At 73.2% G+C, this 15,587-nt stretch carries 11 protein-coding genes; 3 read left to right on the top strand and 8 right to left on the bottom strand.

The features are described 5' to 3' along the window. Positions 1-30: 30 nt before the first annotated feature. On the top strand, positions 31-3,579 hold the full coding sequence (locus I5071_RS10225) for a PAS domain-containing protein (RefSeq protein WP_236605236.1): 3,549 nt from the start codon (positions 31-33) through the stop codon (positions 3,577-3,579). Between the two features lie 8 nt (positions 3,580-3,587). Here I5071_RS10225 and feoB read toward each other — a convergent pair whose 3' ends face one another. From feoB to I5071_RS10200, 5 genes are all read right to left on the bottom strand, one after another. Then, complete coding sequence (gene feoB, locus I5071_RS10220) at positions 3,588-5,813, bottom strand: ferrous iron transport protein B (RefSeq protein ID WP_236605235.1); 2,226 nt, start codon at positions 5,811-5,813, stop codon at positions 3,588-3,590. Further along, the gene (locus I5071_RS10215) at positions 5,810-6,046 is read right to left on the bottom strand and encodes a FeoA family protein (RefSeq protein ID WP_268921217.1); all 237 of its coding nucleotides are present in this window, start codon (positions 6,044-6,046) and stop codon (positions 5,810-5,812) included. Before I5071_RS10215 ends, feoB begins: the two co-directional genes overlap by 4 nt. Positions 6,047-6,093: 47 nt before the next feature. Continuing rightward, entirely contained in the window at positions 6,094-7,002 is a 909-nt protein-coding gene (locus I5071_RS10210; protein WP_236605233.1) for an SMP-30/gluconolactonase/LRE family protein, read from the bottom strand. A gap of 67 nt (positions 7,003-7,069) precedes the next feature. After that, positions 7,070-7,978 (bottom strand): helix-turn-helix transcriptional regulator, encoded by a 909-nt coding sequence (locus I5071_RS10205; protein ID WP_236605232.1) that lies wholly within the window; start codon positions 7,976-7,978, stop codon positions 7,070-7,072. 141 nt (positions 7,979-8,119) lie between these two features. Next, complete coding sequence (locus I5071_RS10200; RefSeq protein WP_236605231.1) at positions 8,120-9,043, bottom strand: hypothetical protein; 924 nt, start codon at positions 9,041-9,043, stop codon at positions 8,120-8,122. Between the two features lie 164 nt (positions 9,044-9,207). On the opposite strand from I5071_RS10200, the gene I5071_RS10195 reads away from it, so the two are divergent. Continuing rightward, entirely contained in the window at positions 9,208-10,077 is an 870-nt protein-coding gene (locus tag I5071_RS10195) for a hypothetical protein (RefSeq protein WP_236605230.1), read from the top strand. Here the strand turns inward: I5071_RS10195 and I5071_RS10190 are convergent. After that, positions 10,074-10,946, bottom strand: a complete 873-nt coding sequence (locus I5071_RS10190; protein WP_236605229.1) for a penicillin-insensitive murein endopeptidase — start codon at positions 10,944-10,946, stop codon at positions 10,074-10,076. The genes I5071_RS10195 and I5071_RS10190 overlap by 4 nt on opposite strands. A 114-nt stretch (positions 10,947-11,060) precedes the next feature. On the opposite strand from I5071_RS10190, the gene I5071_RS10185 reads away from it, so the two are divergent. Continuing rightward, on the top strand, positions 11,061-12,062 hold the full coding sequence (locus I5071_RS10185; protein WP_236605228.1) for a tetratricopeptide repeat protein: 1,002 nt from the start codon (positions 11,061-11,063) through the stop codon (positions 12,060-12,062). 56 nt (positions 12,063-12,118) lie between these two features. On the opposite strand, the gene I5071_RS10180 is transcribed toward I5071_RS10185, so the two are convergent. Both I5071_RS10180 and I5071_RS10175 read right to left on the bottom strand, forming a co-directional pair. Beyond that, positions 12,119-12,871 carry an RluA family pseudouridine synthase gene (locus I5071_RS10180; protein ID WP_236605227.1) on the bottom strand — a complete coding sequence of 251 codons (753 nt, stop codon included), beginning with the start codon at positions 12,869-12,871 and terminating at the stop codon, positions 12,119-12,121. After that, positions 12,852-15,581, bottom strand: a complete 2,730-nt coding sequence (locus tag I5071_RS10175) for a PEP/pyruvate-binding domain-containing protein (RefSeq protein ID WP_236605226.1) — start codon at positions 15,579-15,581, stop codon at positions 12,852-12,854. Before I5071_RS10175 ends, I5071_RS10180 begins: the two co-directional genes overlap by 20 nt. Positions 15,582-15,587: the final 6 nt, after the last annotated feature.

Below are 15,587 nucleotides of genomic sequence, written 5' to 3'. Positions count from 1 at the left end.
GCGCGAGGGTGACCCCTTCGGCCTCACCGCATGAGCGACGCAGCCGGCACGAAGGCGAGCCCCGCCGTCCACGACTCGCGCCCGCTCGATCGCGGGCTCGCGGTGCTGCTCGATCTGAGCCGCCGCATCGCGAGCTCGGGCGGTGTGGAGGCGACGCTGCGCGCGGTGGTCGACACCGTCGTGCCCGCGCTCGCGGACAGCGCGACCATCGATCTCGTCGACGAGGGGCGCATCACCCGTCACGCGGCCGCGATCGCAGCGCCGCACGACGCGCTCGCGCCCGCGCTCCGCGCGCTCTCGCTGCCCGACGCGCTCACGGCGCCGATCCGCACCGGCGCGCCGCTGTGGTCGTCGGCGCGTGATGATCTTCCCGCGGAGCTCGCGACCACGCCCGAGAGCGCGCAGCTGCACGCCGCGATCGGCACGCGCGCCGTGCTCGCGGTGCCGCTGCGCACCCACGACGAAGTGTTCGGCGTGCTCACGCTCGGCCGGCGCAGCGAGCGATCCGAGCTCTCCGACGCACACGTGGAGATCGCGATGGCGGTCGCGATCCGCGCCGGTCTCGCGATCGGCGCGACGCGCGCGCAGCTCCAGGAGCGACGCGCGCGCGAGGCCGCCGAGCGCAACGCGACGCGCCTCGAGTCGCTGCGACGGCTCGCCATCGACATCGCCGGCGCGTCGACCGCGCACGACGTGCTGCACGCGATCTCGGGGCACGCGCGCACGCTGCTCGGCGCGCAGCGCGCGGGGTTCGCCCTGCCCTCGGCGCGTCCCGGTTGGCTCGAGCTCGTCGGGTCCAGCGCGCTCGCGAACGAGGCGACGCGACGACGCTGGGAGACCTTCCCGATCGACGCGACGCTGCCGCTCGCGGTCGCGTTCCGCGAGGGGCGCGCGCGCCTGCACGAGAGCTCGGCCTCGATGCTCGAGGCTTACCCCGATCTCGCCGCGTACCCCGACGTCGCGCGGGTGAGCGCGGTCGCTGCGGTCCCGCTGCGCTCGACCGATCGGGTGATCGGCTCGATGGTCCTCGGCTTCGAGGCGTCGCGCACGTTCGACGCCGACGACGTCGCGCTGCTCGACATGCTCGCGAGCCAGACCGCGACCGTGCTCGAGCGGGTCTCGCTCTACGAGCGATCGCTGCGCGAGGCCGAGCACCAGCGCCTGCTCGCGCGCGCCAGCGATCTGCTCGCGAGCTCGCTCGACTACGCGCGGACGCTGCGCGCGATGGTGGAGCTCGCGATCCCGAGCTTCGCCGACTGGTCCGCGGTCGACCTCTTCGAAGAGCGCAGCGTGCGGCGCGTCGCGGTGCACCACGCCGATCCCGCGAAGGTCGAGCTGGTGCGCACGATGTTCGAGCGCTGGCCCACGCCGCGCGCGCAGATCGACGCGTTCGTCGCGAGCGGGCAGCCGATCCTGATCCGCGAGATGACCGACGAGCTGCTGGTGCAGGGCGCTCAGCTCCTCGATGACGGCCGGGGCGACGACGAGTACCTGCGCCTCAGCCGCGAGCTCGGCCTGCGCTCGTATCTCTCCGCGCCGATCCGGGTGCGCGGCGAGGTGCGCGGCGCGATCACGTTCGCGTGGGCGGAGTCGCCTCGTTACTACGGAGACGACGACGTCGAGGTCGCGCTCGATCTCGCGCGTCGCGCGGGCACCGCGCTCGAGCACGCGACGCTCTACGCCGAGGTCCGCGCGGCCGAGCGCCAGGCCGAGAAGTCGCGGCACCTCTTCGAGCAGATGGCGAGCGCGAGCCCCGACACCATCTTCCTCGTCGACGCGAAGACGGGCCGCAACGTCTACGTGAACCGCTTCCTCGGGCACGACGTCGAGTGGATCCGCGGCCTCGGGCCCGCGCTGCTGCCGACGCTCGTGCACCCCGACGACCTGCCTGGCGTGCTCGACCGCATGTCGCGCATCCCGACGATGCGCGACGGCGATCATCTCGAGGAGTCGTACCGCATGCGCCACGCGGACGGCTCGTACCGCTGGCTCGACGTGCGCTCGGTGGTGTTCACCCGCGACGAGGACGGGCACCCCGCGGAGCTGCTCGGCGTCGCGCGCGACGTGAGCGCGGAGCGCGCCCGCGACGAGGCGCTGCGACGCAGCGAGGAGACCCATCGCCTCGCGACGCAGGCGGTCCGTGGCCTCGTCTACGAGTGGGACTTCGACACCGGCTCGGTGCATCGATCACCGGGCATCCGCGACATCGTCGGGTTCGACGTCGACGAGGTCCCGACCGATCCCTCGTGGTGGCGCGACCGCATCCATCCCGACGACGTGCAGCACGCCGATGCGCGCTGGCAGCAGCTCCAGCGCGAGCAGACCGAGGTCGCCGACACCGAGTACCGCGTGCTCCACCGCGACGGCTCGTATCGCCACGTGTGGGATCGCGGGTGTGTGCTGCGCGACGCGAGCGGGCGCGTCGTGCGCCTCGTCGGCTGCACCATCGACGTGACCGAGCGCGTGCGTGCGCGCGACGCGATCCAGGAAGCGGATCGCCGCAAGACCGAGTTCCTCGCGCTCCTCGGTCACGAGCTGCGCAACCCGCTCGCAGCGATCCGCAGCGCGGTGCAGGTGCTCGAGCTGCTCGGCCCGCCCGAGCCCCGCATGACGCGCGCCCGCGGCGTGATCGTGCGGCAGGTGGGCCACATGGCGCGCCTGCTCGACGACCTCCTCGATCTCTCGCGCATCGCTCGCGGCAAGCTCTCGCTCGAGCTGCAGCCGGTCGATCTGCGGGAGATCGTCCGTGACTGCGTCGAGGATCATCGCCTCGAGATCGAGCGCTCGGGCGCGTCGCTCGCACTGGAGGTGCCGCGCGAGGAGATCTCGAGCGCCGGTGATCCCACGCGGCTCGCGCAGGTGCTGGGGAACCTGCTGCACAACGCGGCGAAGTTCACGAGCCCCGGCGGGCACATCGACGTCGCGCTGCGCGTCGACGACGGGCGCGCCGTGCTCTCGGTGCGAGACGACGGGATCGGCATCGCGCCCACCGCGATCGAGCGCATCTTCGAGCCCTTCGTGCAGGACGAGCGCCGCACCGATCGCAGCCAGGGTGGGCTCGGCCTCGGGCTCGCGCTGGTGCGCGGGCTCGTCGAGCTCCACGGCGGCACCGTGCGCGCGCAGAGCGAAGGGCACGGCCACGGCGCGGAGCTCACCATCACGCTCCCGCTGCGCGAGCCCGCGCCCGCCGAGGAGCCCGCGGTCGCCCCCTGCGAGGCGCGCCCGCGCCGCGTCTTGATCGTCGAGGACAACGAGGACGCCGCCGAGATGCTGCGCCTCGTGCTGGAGAGCGGCGGCCATCAGGTCGAGGTCGCGCACACCGGGAGCGAGGCGCTCGCACGGGCGCGCGCGCTCGCTCCCGAGGTCGTGCTCTGCGACATCGGCCTGCCGGGCCTGATGGACGGCTACGACGTCGCGCGCGCGCTGCGCAGCGACGCGATCACGAAGGGCGCGCGCCTCGTCGCGCTAACCGGCTACGGACAGGAAGAAGATCAGCGCCGCGCGATCGACGCGGGCTTCGATCGCCACGTGACCAAGCCGGTCGACCCGCGCGCGCTGGGCTCGCTCGTCGGTTCTTGATCAGTCGTTCAAGAAAACCCGAGCGCGCGTCCGACCTGGAAGACGAGCAGCGACGCCAGATACGCGAGGGTGTTCATGTACACGACCATGAGCACCGGCCACTTCCACGAGCCCGACTCGCGCTTGACCATCGCGAACGTGCTCATGCACTGCGCCGCGAGCACGAAGAACACCATCAGCGAGAGCCCGACGAGCGGCGTGAACACCCGCGTCCCGTCGGGATGTCGCGCCGCGCGCAGCTCGCCGCGCAGCGTGTCGTTCTCCTCGTCGGTGTCCTCGCCCGCCCCGTAGACGATGCCGAGCGTGCTCACGAGCACCTCGCGCGCCGCGAACGACGCGATGAGCCCGACGCCGATCTTCCAGTCGAACCCGAGCGGTGCGATCACCGGCTCGATGGCGCGCCCGACCTGCCCGGCGAAGCTCTGCTCCATGCGCTCCGCCGCGTTCTCGGCGTCGATGCTCGCCACGCGCGCGTCGAGCGCCTCGCCCTCGAGCGTCGCCTCGGCCTCGGCGCGCATCGCGTCGTAGCGCGCCTCGAGCGCGCCATCGCGCGGATAGGAGAGCAGCCCCCAGAGCACGATGGTGATCGCGAGGATCAGCGTGCCCGCGTCGATCACGAAGGTGCGCGCGCGATCCCAGGTCGCGAGCATCACGTTGCGCAGCACCGGCACGCGGTAGGGCGGGAGCTCGAGCACCAGCGCGGGCTTCGGACCGCGCAGCACGGTGCGGCGAAGCACCGCGGCCGCGCCGAGCGTCGTGATCACCGAGAGCGCGTACATCGCGAGCAGCGCGACCGCGCCCACCGCGATCCCGCCGGGCAGCGTCGCCGACGCGGGGAACGCGACCGCGATCACCAGCGTGTAGACCGGCAGTCGCGCGCTGCACGACATGAGCGGCAGCGCGAGCATCGTGACCAGCCGGTCCTTGCGGTTCTCGATGGTGCGCGTCGCGAGGATCGCCGGGATCGCGCACGCGAACCCCGAGAGCAGCGGCACGAACGCGCGGCCGTGGAGCCCCACGCCGCTCATCACACGATCGATCACGAACGCGACGCGCGCGAGGTAGCCCGAGTCCTCGAGCACCGCGATGAAGAGCGAGAGCAGCGCGATCTGCGGCACGAACACGATCACGTTGCCGACGCCCGCGATCACTCCGTCGACGAGCAGATCGCGCAGCGGACCGCCGGGCGCATAGGTGCGCAGCACGTCCTGCGCGCCCGCGACCATCGCCTCGATCGCGCCGACCATCGGCTCCGACCACGTGAAGAGCGCCTGGAAGAGCGCGCCCATCACGACCGCGAACACCACGAGCCCCGCGACCGGATGCGTCAGCACCGCGTCGATGCGATCGGTGACGCTGCGCTTCGGCGCGCTCGCCTTCACGCGGATCGCGTCGCGCGCGAGCGCGTCGATGCGTGCGTAGCGCGCCGCGATGATCTCGCGATCGATCGAGCGCCCTTCCGCGTCGGCGCGACCACGCACCTCGGCGACCGCCTCGCGCACCGCGGCGGGCACGCCGCGCAGCTCGTCGTCGCCGACCGAGAGGATGGCCCACAGCGCGCGGGCACGCGCCATCGAGGCGCGGTGCGCGGGGTCCACGTCGCGTCGCACCATCGGCGCGATCGTCATCTCGACGTGCTCGACGTCACGCAGCGTCGCGCCCTCGAGCGCGAGCGCGACCGACCCATCGCGCGCGGGCGCACGGTACGCATCGCGCGCCGGCGCCGTGAGCGCGCGCGCGAGCGCGCTGCGCAGCTCGGGGAGCCCTTCCCCGCTGCGCGCGACGACCGGCACCACGTCGGCGTCCAGCTCGCGCGCGAGCTGCGCGACGTCGACGTCGATCCCCGCGGCGCGCGCCTCGTCCATCATGTTGAGCGCGATCACGACCGGCAGGCCGGTCTCGAGGACCTGCAGCGCGAGATAGAGATGCCGCGCGAGCGCCCCCGCGTCGCACACCACGATCACCGCGTCGGGCGGCGGGCCCGCGAGCGGCAGCAGCGCGTCGACCGCGACCTGCTCCTCGGGCGAGCGCGCGGTGAGGCTGTAGGTGCCCGGCAGATCGACGAGGTCGACGCGCGCCCCCTGCGGCAGCGCGACCTTGCCCACGCGGCGCTCGACGGTGACGCCCGGATAGTTGCCGGTGCGCGCACGCGCGCCGGTGAGCGCGTTGAAGAGCGTGGTCTTGCCCGCGTTGGGATTCCCCGCGAGGACGACCGTGCGCAGCGACTCGCTCACGACGCTTCCGCCGTCACGTACACGCCGCGCGCCTCGGCGCGACGGATCGAGAGCGAATAGCTGCGCACCCGGATCTCGATGGGATCGCCGAGCGGCGCGACCCGCGCGATGCGCACCCGCGTCCCGGGCAGGACGCCCATCTCCATGAGCCGGCGCGCGACGCCGCGATCACCTCCCACGTCGGAGACCACCGCTTCGTCGCCAACCCGCAGATCTGCCAGCGTTTTCACCATTCCAGCAGAGTTGACAATGATTCTCGACTACTGAAAAAGCAAGGCGTTCAGCGGGCCCTTTCGCACGCGCCCAACGACGCGATCGAGGCCGTGCGCAGGCGTCCTTCCGCGATCATCGGGAGCAGCAGTCGCCCGCGGCGCGCGTCGAGCCCGATGTCCGCCGCGAGCTGCGCTTCGATCACCGTCGCGAACGCGCCCTCGGTGGTGCCCGCGATCACGCCCGGCACGCCGAAGCTCGACGCGATCAGACAGCCGCTCTCGAGCGCGACGAGGCCGTCGAGCTGTCCTGCGGGGAGCTCGACGCGCCCGCGCGGCGTGCCGTCGAGCGCGAAGCGCATCAGCGCCGCGGCACCGAAGCTCACGACGAGGAGCTCGTCGCCCGCGATGGCGAGGCCGTTCGGCAGCGCGAGCTCGGGCCCCGACGCGATGGTCGTGACCGCGCCATCGGGCGCGACGCGGAAGAGCGCGTCGTGACCGGACGGACCGAAGCCGTCGTCGGTGCGCGCCATCCCGCTGTCGCCCACGAAGAACGATCCGTCGGGCGCGGCGACCACGTCGTTGAGGAAGCTCGCGCCGGGGATCGTGATCGCATCGCGAGGCGCGCCGGTGTGGCGATCGAAGCGCCGCAGCACCGTGAGATCGGCGACCGCGAGGACGTCGCCCGCGATCGCCATGCCCTTCGGCGCGTCGAGCCCGTCGATCCATCGGAGCGCGATCACCGTTCCGTCGGGCGCGATGCGCGAGACGAACCCGTTGCCGTCCTGCTCGAAGGGCGAGCCTCCGATGTTGCTCACGAGATAGACGTCGTCGCTCGCGTCGTGGAGCACCGACTCCGGCACGTCGAGCCCTGCGACGTCGAGCTCGGGAGCGGGCCCCGGCACCGCGGCCGACGGTGCGGCGTGACATGCGCTCGCGAGGAGCGCGGACGAGAAGATCAGAGCGTGGCGTTCGTGCATGCGCGCAGCGAAGCACCGCGCCGCGCGGCGCTCTCGCCCGAACGCGTCGTCGTCGAGCCCGAACCGCTCAATCGTGCAGCGCGCGCTGCGAGGGCGTGCTGCCGGTCCAGCGCCGGTACTGCCGCGCGAACTTCGAGGCGGACTGGTAGCCGCAGCGCTGCGCGACCTCGCTCACGTTCGCACCGGGTCGCGAGAGCAGCGTGCGCGCGAGCGCCATTCGCTCCTGCGCGCGCACCTCGCGCAGCGTGAGCCCCGCGGTGGCGAGCCGTCGTCGCAGCGTCGCCGCGCTCACCGCGAGGCGCCGCGCGACGAGCTCGGCGGGCCAGGGCGCAGCGGGATCGCCGCGGATCAGGTTGCGGACCGCGAGCACGAGGTCGAGGCGCGCCTGGGTCGCGTGCGCGCGCTCGGGCTCGAGATCGCCGACCTGCTGCAGCGCGAGCGCGAGCACCAGATCCTCGAGCCGATGCTGCAGCAGCGCGGCGTGCGCGTCGGGGAGCATCAGCGTGCGCACGAAGTGCAGCACGGCCTGGAGCGCGTGCGGCGACGCGGGCAGTCGCTGCGCGCGCGTGGGATCGAAGGGCCCGAGCACCGAAGAGCCGCGATGCAGCGTCGGGTGCCGCCGCACGACCGCGGCGACCGCGTCGGGATCGAGATCGATCACCACCGCGCGATAGCAGCCACTGTCGGGATCGGGCCGGCTGTCGACGCCCAGCAGGATCCCCGCGGGCGCGATGAAGAGATCGCCGGTCGCCGCGACGAAGCGCTCGGCGTTCTGCTCGACGGTCTTCGTTCCCTCGAGCAGCGCCACGACGAGCGAGCGCGGCGGCTTGAACGTCCCGACGTAGAGCGCGGTGCGCATGCTGATGCAGGTCGCGGCCGCGAGCCGGCTCGGCGTGCCGTGCACGTCGGGGCCCCGCGTCAGCTCCGCGCCGACCACTGCGAGCTCTTCGATCAGCCGCCGGAGCGTGTCCTGCACGCGAGCGAGTCTTCCGCGCGCTCGGCCGCTGTCAAAGCGCTCAAAGCCTGTCGAAAAACCGGCTCGCCCGCCGGTCCCTACCGTCCGCGCGCTTCGCGCGCTCCCGTCCGGGACCTGCGGGACGAGCACTCCGGCAAGGACTCAGCCGGTGCGCTCGAAGCAGTCGTCCGCGATCGCGAGCTTGCGCCGCAGCAGCGTCGTCGCTTCGACGAAGCGCGCGGTGACCGGATCGTGGTAGCCGCTCGCGATCGGCAGCGCGGGCTCGTGCCCCCGGTAGAAGCGTCCCTGTCGCTCGACGAGCAGCTCGCGCACGTACTTGCCGAGCATCGACGCGAGCGCGACCGGCGGATGCAGCGCGTCGCAGTCGACCTCGAAGCGCAGCTCGCCCACCTCGGGCGCGCGATAGATCGACCGACGGCGGCTCTCCTCGATCACCTCGAGCCGCGTCGTGTCGATGCGCGCGAGATAGGTCGAGTAGCGCCGGATGCCCCCGACCATCCCGCAGATCGCGAGCAGATCGTCCTCGGAGATCGCGCGCGCGTCGATCAGCAGGCGCTCGAAGAGCTCGAGGTCGACGCAGAGCTTGCTGCCGCGCCGCGCGAGCTCGCGGTTGTAGACGCGCACGCACGCGATGGCGCTGCGCGCGTGCACCGGCTTCATCCCCGCGCGCTCGATGCGCGCGAGCAGCGCGCGACCGCTCGCGATCGATCCGCCGAACGCAGGCAGCGGCATCGCCGCGCCCCAGCAGTGCGGGCGGCTCGACTCGTCGCAGTGCGCGCGCATGCCCTCGGGTGGCTCGAGCGCGATCGCGTCGAGCAGCGCGTCGACGTCCTCGACCACGCGGCCGCACGCGCGCTCGACCAGCGCGAGCGCGATGCCCTCGGCGTGCGCCATCTCGCCGAACGCGCTCGTCGCCTTGCTGTCGCCGATCCCCGCGCGCGTCGCGATGCGCCGGACGCGCGCTGGATCGTAGCCGCGCGCGTCGAGCTCGAACGTCACCGCGGTCGCCACCAGCGGGCCGAGGCGTGGCCCGAGCCCGTTCTCGTCGACACCGACCACTCGCACGGGCGCGAATCTATCCGATCCGCCGGGGCCGTGCGGTATCACGCCCACTTCCACCCACGCGGAAGAATGCCGGTCGTGCTTGAGACGCTCGCACGGCGCGCCTATGATGCCCGGGTCGACCAGGCGTGCGTGCGCCCCGACGGGCGAGGAGACGTCGCCGCTCGATGATGTCCGCGCATCCCACACCCGACACCCCGGTAGCCCGCGCGCTCGAGGAGGCCCTCGAGGCGGTCGCGACCGAGCCGGTGCGGATCGCGGTGATCGCCCGCGCGCTCCGCGACGCAGGGCGCGCGGCGATCCCGGAGCGCGGCCCCGAGGTCCTCGAATTCGCCGAGGGCCCGCTGCGTCGGGCGCTCGCGACGCGCATCGGCGACGACGTCGCCGACGAGGTGCTCGACCAGCTGCGCCCGGTGCTCGAGCGCGCGGCGCGTCGCAGCTCGAGGCAGCCGATCAGCAGCGCGCAGCTCCAGGCCCCCGTGCAGTCGCGGGTCGCGGAGCCGGTGCCGACGCCGACGTTCGTGCCGCTGCGCAGCACGAGCCCGCCGCAGCCGCTCGAGCTCTTCCTCGACGACGACGAGTTCCAGACGCCGGACGACCTGGGGGAGGAGCCAGGCTCGGGCGTCTACGTGTCGGCGCGCCCGCGGACCGATCCCGCGCCTCGCGGGCCGCTGCCGATCGTGTTCTTCGCGACCCAGGACGCGTCGGCGTCCGCATCGCTCGCGCATGCGCTCGGTGGGCGCGCGACGGTGCGCGTCGTCGAGGGGCTCCTCGAGCTGCTCGATGCGCTCGACGAGGATCCGGACGCCGCGCGGATCCTGATCCTCGATGGCGGGTATCCGTCGATCCAGATCCCGTCGCTGATCACCGTCGCGCCCGAGCTCGCGGGCCGCACCCGTGTGGTGGTGTGGCGTGCGTTCGACGGCGATCGTGCGGCGATCGCGAGCGCCCCGAGCGACGTGACGACCGCGTGGATCCGGTGTCACTCGCGCAGCCTCGACGAGCTCGCCGACGTCTGCGCTCGAACGCTGATCTAGCGCGACGAGATCGCGGGTCGCGCGCGCGGCGCGTCGTCGTCGGGCGCGGCCGGATCGTCTCCGTCGAGCAGCGCCGCGAGCAGCGACGCATCGTCGAGCCCTGCGCCGTCGCGACCCGCGATCGCCTCGACCTCGGGCCTCAGCCAGGGCCAGCGCGGGCCCACGTCGCGACATCCCGACGCGCGATCCTGCTCGCTGCAGAACACGCGCACGTGGAAGTGATCGTCGTGCGGCGCCGCGCGCTCGGGCTGCTGCAGCACGTACGCCGCGCGCACCAGCGCCTCGGCGCTCGTCTCGTGCGCGAGCGCGTACTCGAGCAGCCTCGTCTTCAGCCCGCGGCTCACGAAGATCCACTGCACGTCGGCCTCGGGATCGAGCAGCAGCGTGCGCACGAAGTGCCAGTTGCGTGCGTCATCGAAGAAGAAGAGATCGCCGCTCGACTCCTCGATCGCGTGGCCGTAGCGGCCGAACGCGAGCCAGCCACGCGGCGAGGTCGCGCGCCCGCCGTCGTCGGTCAGGTAGAAGATCACGTCGACGTCGCGGCCGGTGCGATGGCTGCGATGCCGCGTGTGCCGCCCTCCCCCCGGCGCCGAGAGGTCGCCGACCCGCGCCGGCACCGATCCCGGGAACGTCACGGCGACCGACGCGAACGCGCGCTGCAGCGCGCCGACGAGGCCCGGCGTGCCCCAGCGCGTGTCCTCGCCGGGTCGGGCCCGCACGAAGCCCGGCCCGCGCTCGGGCAGCGCGACGCCGTGCGCGAGGAACCCCGACGACGTCGTGCCGATCGACGTGGCCTCGCGGGGCGCCGGCACGGCGCCGTAGCAGCCGGCCGCGAGCAGCAGCGCGAACGCAGGCACCACGCGTCGCATGCTGGCCAGGATAGCAGCGTTTCCGCGGAGTTGGAGCATGCTCGCTTGACCCAGGACGCGGTCCTCGTACGTTCCGGGGCCGCGCTGCACATGGCTTCCCCCGACAAAGGTCCGATGGACCAGCTCAGTGCCCACCTCGACCGTGCGTGGGACCTCGTCTCGCGCGGTGACTTCGCGGGCGCGATGCGCTCCGCCGAGAAGTCCCTCGAGATCGATCCCGACTCGCCCGAGGTGCACAACCTCATGGGCTACATCCGCGCGCAGGAGGGCCACGCCGAGGAGGCGCTCGAGCACTACGAGCGCGCGATCGAGCTCGACGAGAGCTTCGTCGAGGCGATGCTCAACGCGGCCGAGGTCTGCATCCACCCGCTGCAGGACTGGGATGGCGCGATCGCGCGCATCGAGTCGGCGCTCGACTGGATCGAGGACCCCGAGGAGCAGGCGGACGCGATGCTGCTCAAGATCGACGCGCTGCTCGGCAAGGGTGATCGCGCAGGTGCGAGCGTCGTCGTGAACGCGCTGCCGGAAGGGCCCTTCGAGAGCGCGGGCATCGCGTTCTCGATCGGCCGTGCGCGCTTCGAGACCGGCGATCCGAGCGGCGCGGAGCCGTGGCTGCGGCGCGCGATCGAGAAGGAGCCGCGCCACGCCGAGGCGCACTACTACCTCGGGCTCGTGCTCCAGGAGCGGGGCGATGCGCGCGCGGCGGCGCTCTCGTTCCTGCACTCGCGGCACGCGGAGCTGCGCGGCGGCGCGCCGGCGCCGATGGTGAGCTCGGACACGTTCGAGCGCCGCGTCCAGTCGGCGATCGGTCGGCTGCGCGAGAACGTCGCGCGCGTGATCGAGGGCGCGCTGGTGATCGTGGGCGACGTGCCGGGCGCCGAGGTGGTCGCCGAGGGCGTGGATCCGCGCATCCCGGTGCTGCTCGACGATCTCGGTGGGGAGGACGAGCCGCCGCGCGCGGGGCGCGTGTTCGTGTACCAGCGCAACGTCGAGCGCATCGCCGCAGGCCCGATGGAGCTCGAAGAGGAGATCGCGCGCTCGATCACCGAAGAGGTCGAGCACGTGTTCCCCGAGGTCGCGGGCGCGGCCCCGACCGACTCGGAGATCCAGAACTAGCGGGGCCGAACGGCCGCCGCGCGGCATCGTGAACGCGGCCGCACGACGTCCGCGAGCTAGATCACCAGCGCCGCAGGATCGCCCCCGAGGCCGCTCCAGGCGCGCGCGAAATCGTCGGGCGCACCCTCGATCAGCTCGAGCGCGCCGCCGCGAGCCACGTCGGGCAGCACGAGCCGCGCGCAGTGCAGCATCGGTCGGCGCGCGCCGATCACCCGGCCGTCCTCGAGCACCACGCGCGGCGCGCCGCCGTAGGTCGTGTCGCCGAGGATCGGATGGCCGGCGGCCGCGCAGTGCACGCGCAGCTGGTGGGTGCGCCCCGTCTCGGGAAAGAGCGCGAGCGCCGCGTGACCGCTCGCGACGCCGCGTCGCTCGTAGCGCGAGCTCGCGTCCTGCGCGCGCTCGCCGGTCTCGCCCTCGCGCAGCGCGATGCGCCGCGTGGCATCGCGCGGATCGATCGCGATCCCCCACGTCCATCGGCCGCGCTCCTCGGGCACCCCCGCGACCAACGCGAGATACGTGCGCTCGTAGCGCCCTGCGCGACGCGCCTCGAGCAGCGCGTCGATCGCACGATCGGTGCGCGCGAACGTGACGAGCCCGGTCACGTCGCGGTCGAGGCGCGAGCTCGGATGCATCTTCGGCGCGCTCGGATCGAGCGAGCGCGCGATCGACGTGAGCGTGATCGTGCTCGCGTCGGGCGCGGTGGTGGGCAGCGCGGGCGGCTTCACCAGCACGAGCAGGTGCGCGTCGCGATGCGCGATGCGCACCTCGGGCGGCGGCGCGGACCGTCGATCACGCCCGCGGGGTCGCATCGCGGGCGTGCTCCTCGCGATCGCGCGTCGCGTGCGCGCGCTCGACGATGCGGACCGTGCCCGCGTCGCCGTCGACCTCGATGCGATCGCCGGTGCGGATCACGCGGGTGCCGTGTCGCACGTTCACCACGGCGGGTACGCCGAACTCCCGCGCGACCACGCTCGCATGCGAGAGCGGCCCGCCGAGATCGGTCACGATCGCCGCCGCCGCGAGGAAGAGCGGGGTCCAGCCGACGTCGGCCTGCTGCACCACGAGCACCTCTCCCGGCGCGAGCGAGGTCGCGTCGCTCGCGGTCTCGATCACGCGCGCGATGCCGATCACGCGACCCGTCGACGCGCCGAGCCCGCGCAGCGCGCCGTCGGGGAGCTCCTCGGCCTCGACCGGCGGCGGGAACCCGACGAACGTGTCGGGCGGCGGCGGCAGCGCGCGATCGCGCTCGTACTGCAGGCGACGGCGACGGATGAGCACCGAGACCGGCCCCACGTCGCCCTTGAGCAGCGCGTGCAGCTCGTCGACCGTGAGGAAGAACCCGCCGTCGGGTCCGCAGCCCGGCTCCATCGCCGCGAGCCGTCGCGACGCGTCGAGCACGACCTCGCGATAGAGCCCGAGCACCGTGACGACGTGGCCGCGGAGGTGCTCGCGCAGCCGCATGAAGTCCTGCACCAGCGTGAGCAGCTTGCGCACCGCGAGCGCGCCTCCGGAGAGGCGCACCGGGAGCGGCAGGAGGGACTCGAGCTCCGCCTGCGCGCGATCCCGAACCTCGTGCTGGCGCTGCTGCACCTCCTCGGGCCCCTCGTCGTGCTCGCTCATCAGGTGGAGGCGCAGCGTCGTGAAGGGCAGCGTGGGATCCTCACGCCAGCGCGGTTCCGCGATCTCGGCCTCGCGGGCTCCACGTCCGCCGTAGCGCGCGAAGAAGTCGATCAGCGCGCGGCGCGTCGGGCCCTCGGGGATCGACGCGATGCGCAGCTCCGCGGGCGGCGTGCGCAGGATGTGATCGCGCGCCCGCAGATCGCCGCGCGCGATGCGCGCGATGCGATAGAGCGCCAGCCCCGGTGCCGCGCTGTCGACGTCGTCGAGCCCGGTGAGCAGCTCGCGCATCAGCGCGTCGGCGCGCTCCTTGTCCGCGACCGCGCCGACGAGCCCGCGCAGCGCGACCACGCACGCGAGCAGGTTGCCGTAGACGTTGAGCAGCACCTCACCGGTGGGATCGAGGAGCCGCTCGACCTCGCCGAGCACGCGGTGCAGCGCGGTCGCGCTCAGCACGCGGAAGTCGATCCCGTCGATGCGCGCGCGCTCCGCCTCGAACCACTTCTCGAACTGCGCGACGCGCTCGCCGAGCCGCGCGTTCTCTCGCACGTAGCGCGACGCGGTCATCGGCAGCCGCGCGAGGAACGCCGCGGATCCACGGCGCTCCACGTCGTGCTCGAGGCGATCGATCTCGCCGCCGCCGCCGAGCGAGAGCAGCACGCGCGGGCGCAGGCCGGGGACCTGCGACGCGATCGCGGTGAACTCGCTCATGTTGAGGTAGATGCGACCGCGGAAGTTGCCGACGAGCTCGGCGTCCTTGGGCACGCTGCACCCGAGCGCCCCGAACGCGCGGCGGAACCCGCGATCGCTGAACCCGCTCAGCACCGACCAGGTGAACGGCGTCGCGACCCCGGGCAGCGCCTCGCCGACGTTCACGTTCGACCAGACGATGCGCGCACGATCGGCGCGGCGCGCGCGTCGCGAGCTGGTGCGCCGGGGCGGAGTCGCGATCGCGGTGACCGGCCGCGCCTGCAGCACGTACACGTTGCGACCGACGACGGCCCACTCGATGTCGCGCGCGTCGCCGAAGTGATCCTCGATGCGCACGCCGAGCTCGATCAGGCGGTCGAGCACGTCTTCCGAGAGCGACTCCTGCGCGCGCTCCTCGGCGGGCACGTCCTCCTCGAAGACACCTCGCTCGTCGTCCCAGCGGATCGCGCGCGCCTTGTCGCCGATCACGCGATCGCGCACCCAACCGCTCGCCTTGTCGACGCGGTACGTGTCCGGCGAGACGCTTCCGTCGACCACGGTCTTGCCGAGGCCGAACGACGCGTTGATCACCATCTCGCCGGGATCCGCGGAGAGCGGGTTCACCGTGAAGAGCACGCCCGCGACGTCGGCGGGCACGAGCGCCTGCAGCACCACGCCCATGCCGAGCCCGGCCTCCGCGCTCGCGCTGCCGAGCGCGCGCAGATAGCCGAGCACGCGCGGATCGAACGAGCTGGCCCACACCGCGCGCAGCGCGTCGTCGAGCGCGTCCTCGTGATCGACACCGAGCACGGTGTCGTGCAGGCCCGCGGCGGAGCGCGCCTGCTCGTCCTCGCGGAGCGACGACGAGCGCACCGCGATCGCGCGCGCGCCCTCGTTGCGCAGCGTCGCGAACGCGGCGTGCACGTCGGCCGCGATCGCGCGGGTGAGCGGCGCTCGTCGCACGCGCGCGGCGATGTCGGCGAGCCGCTCGGGCGTGACGTCGCGCGACGGCGCAGCGAGCAGCGCGGCAGGTTGCTCGTCGGGCGCGAGCGTCGCGCGCAGGAAGTCGTCACAGAGCTCGGCTGCGACGGCGTACGCAGCGGGCACGGGGAAACCGGCGCGCGCGAGCGCCGCGAGATTCTTCGCCTTGCCACCGAACGCCGGCGTGCGGCGCGGGACGAGCGACTCGATGCGTCGGACGTGCGGCCCCATTCGCGA

The organism is Sandaracinus amylolyticus, from assembly GCF_021631985.1.
Lineage (GTDB): Bacteria > Myxococcota_A > Polyangia > Polyangiales > Sandaracinaceae > Sandaracinus > Sandaracinus amylolyticus_A.
The sequence above is the reverse complement of the archived record's forward strand: the minus strand, read 5'-3'. Positions and strand labels throughout refer to the sequence as shown.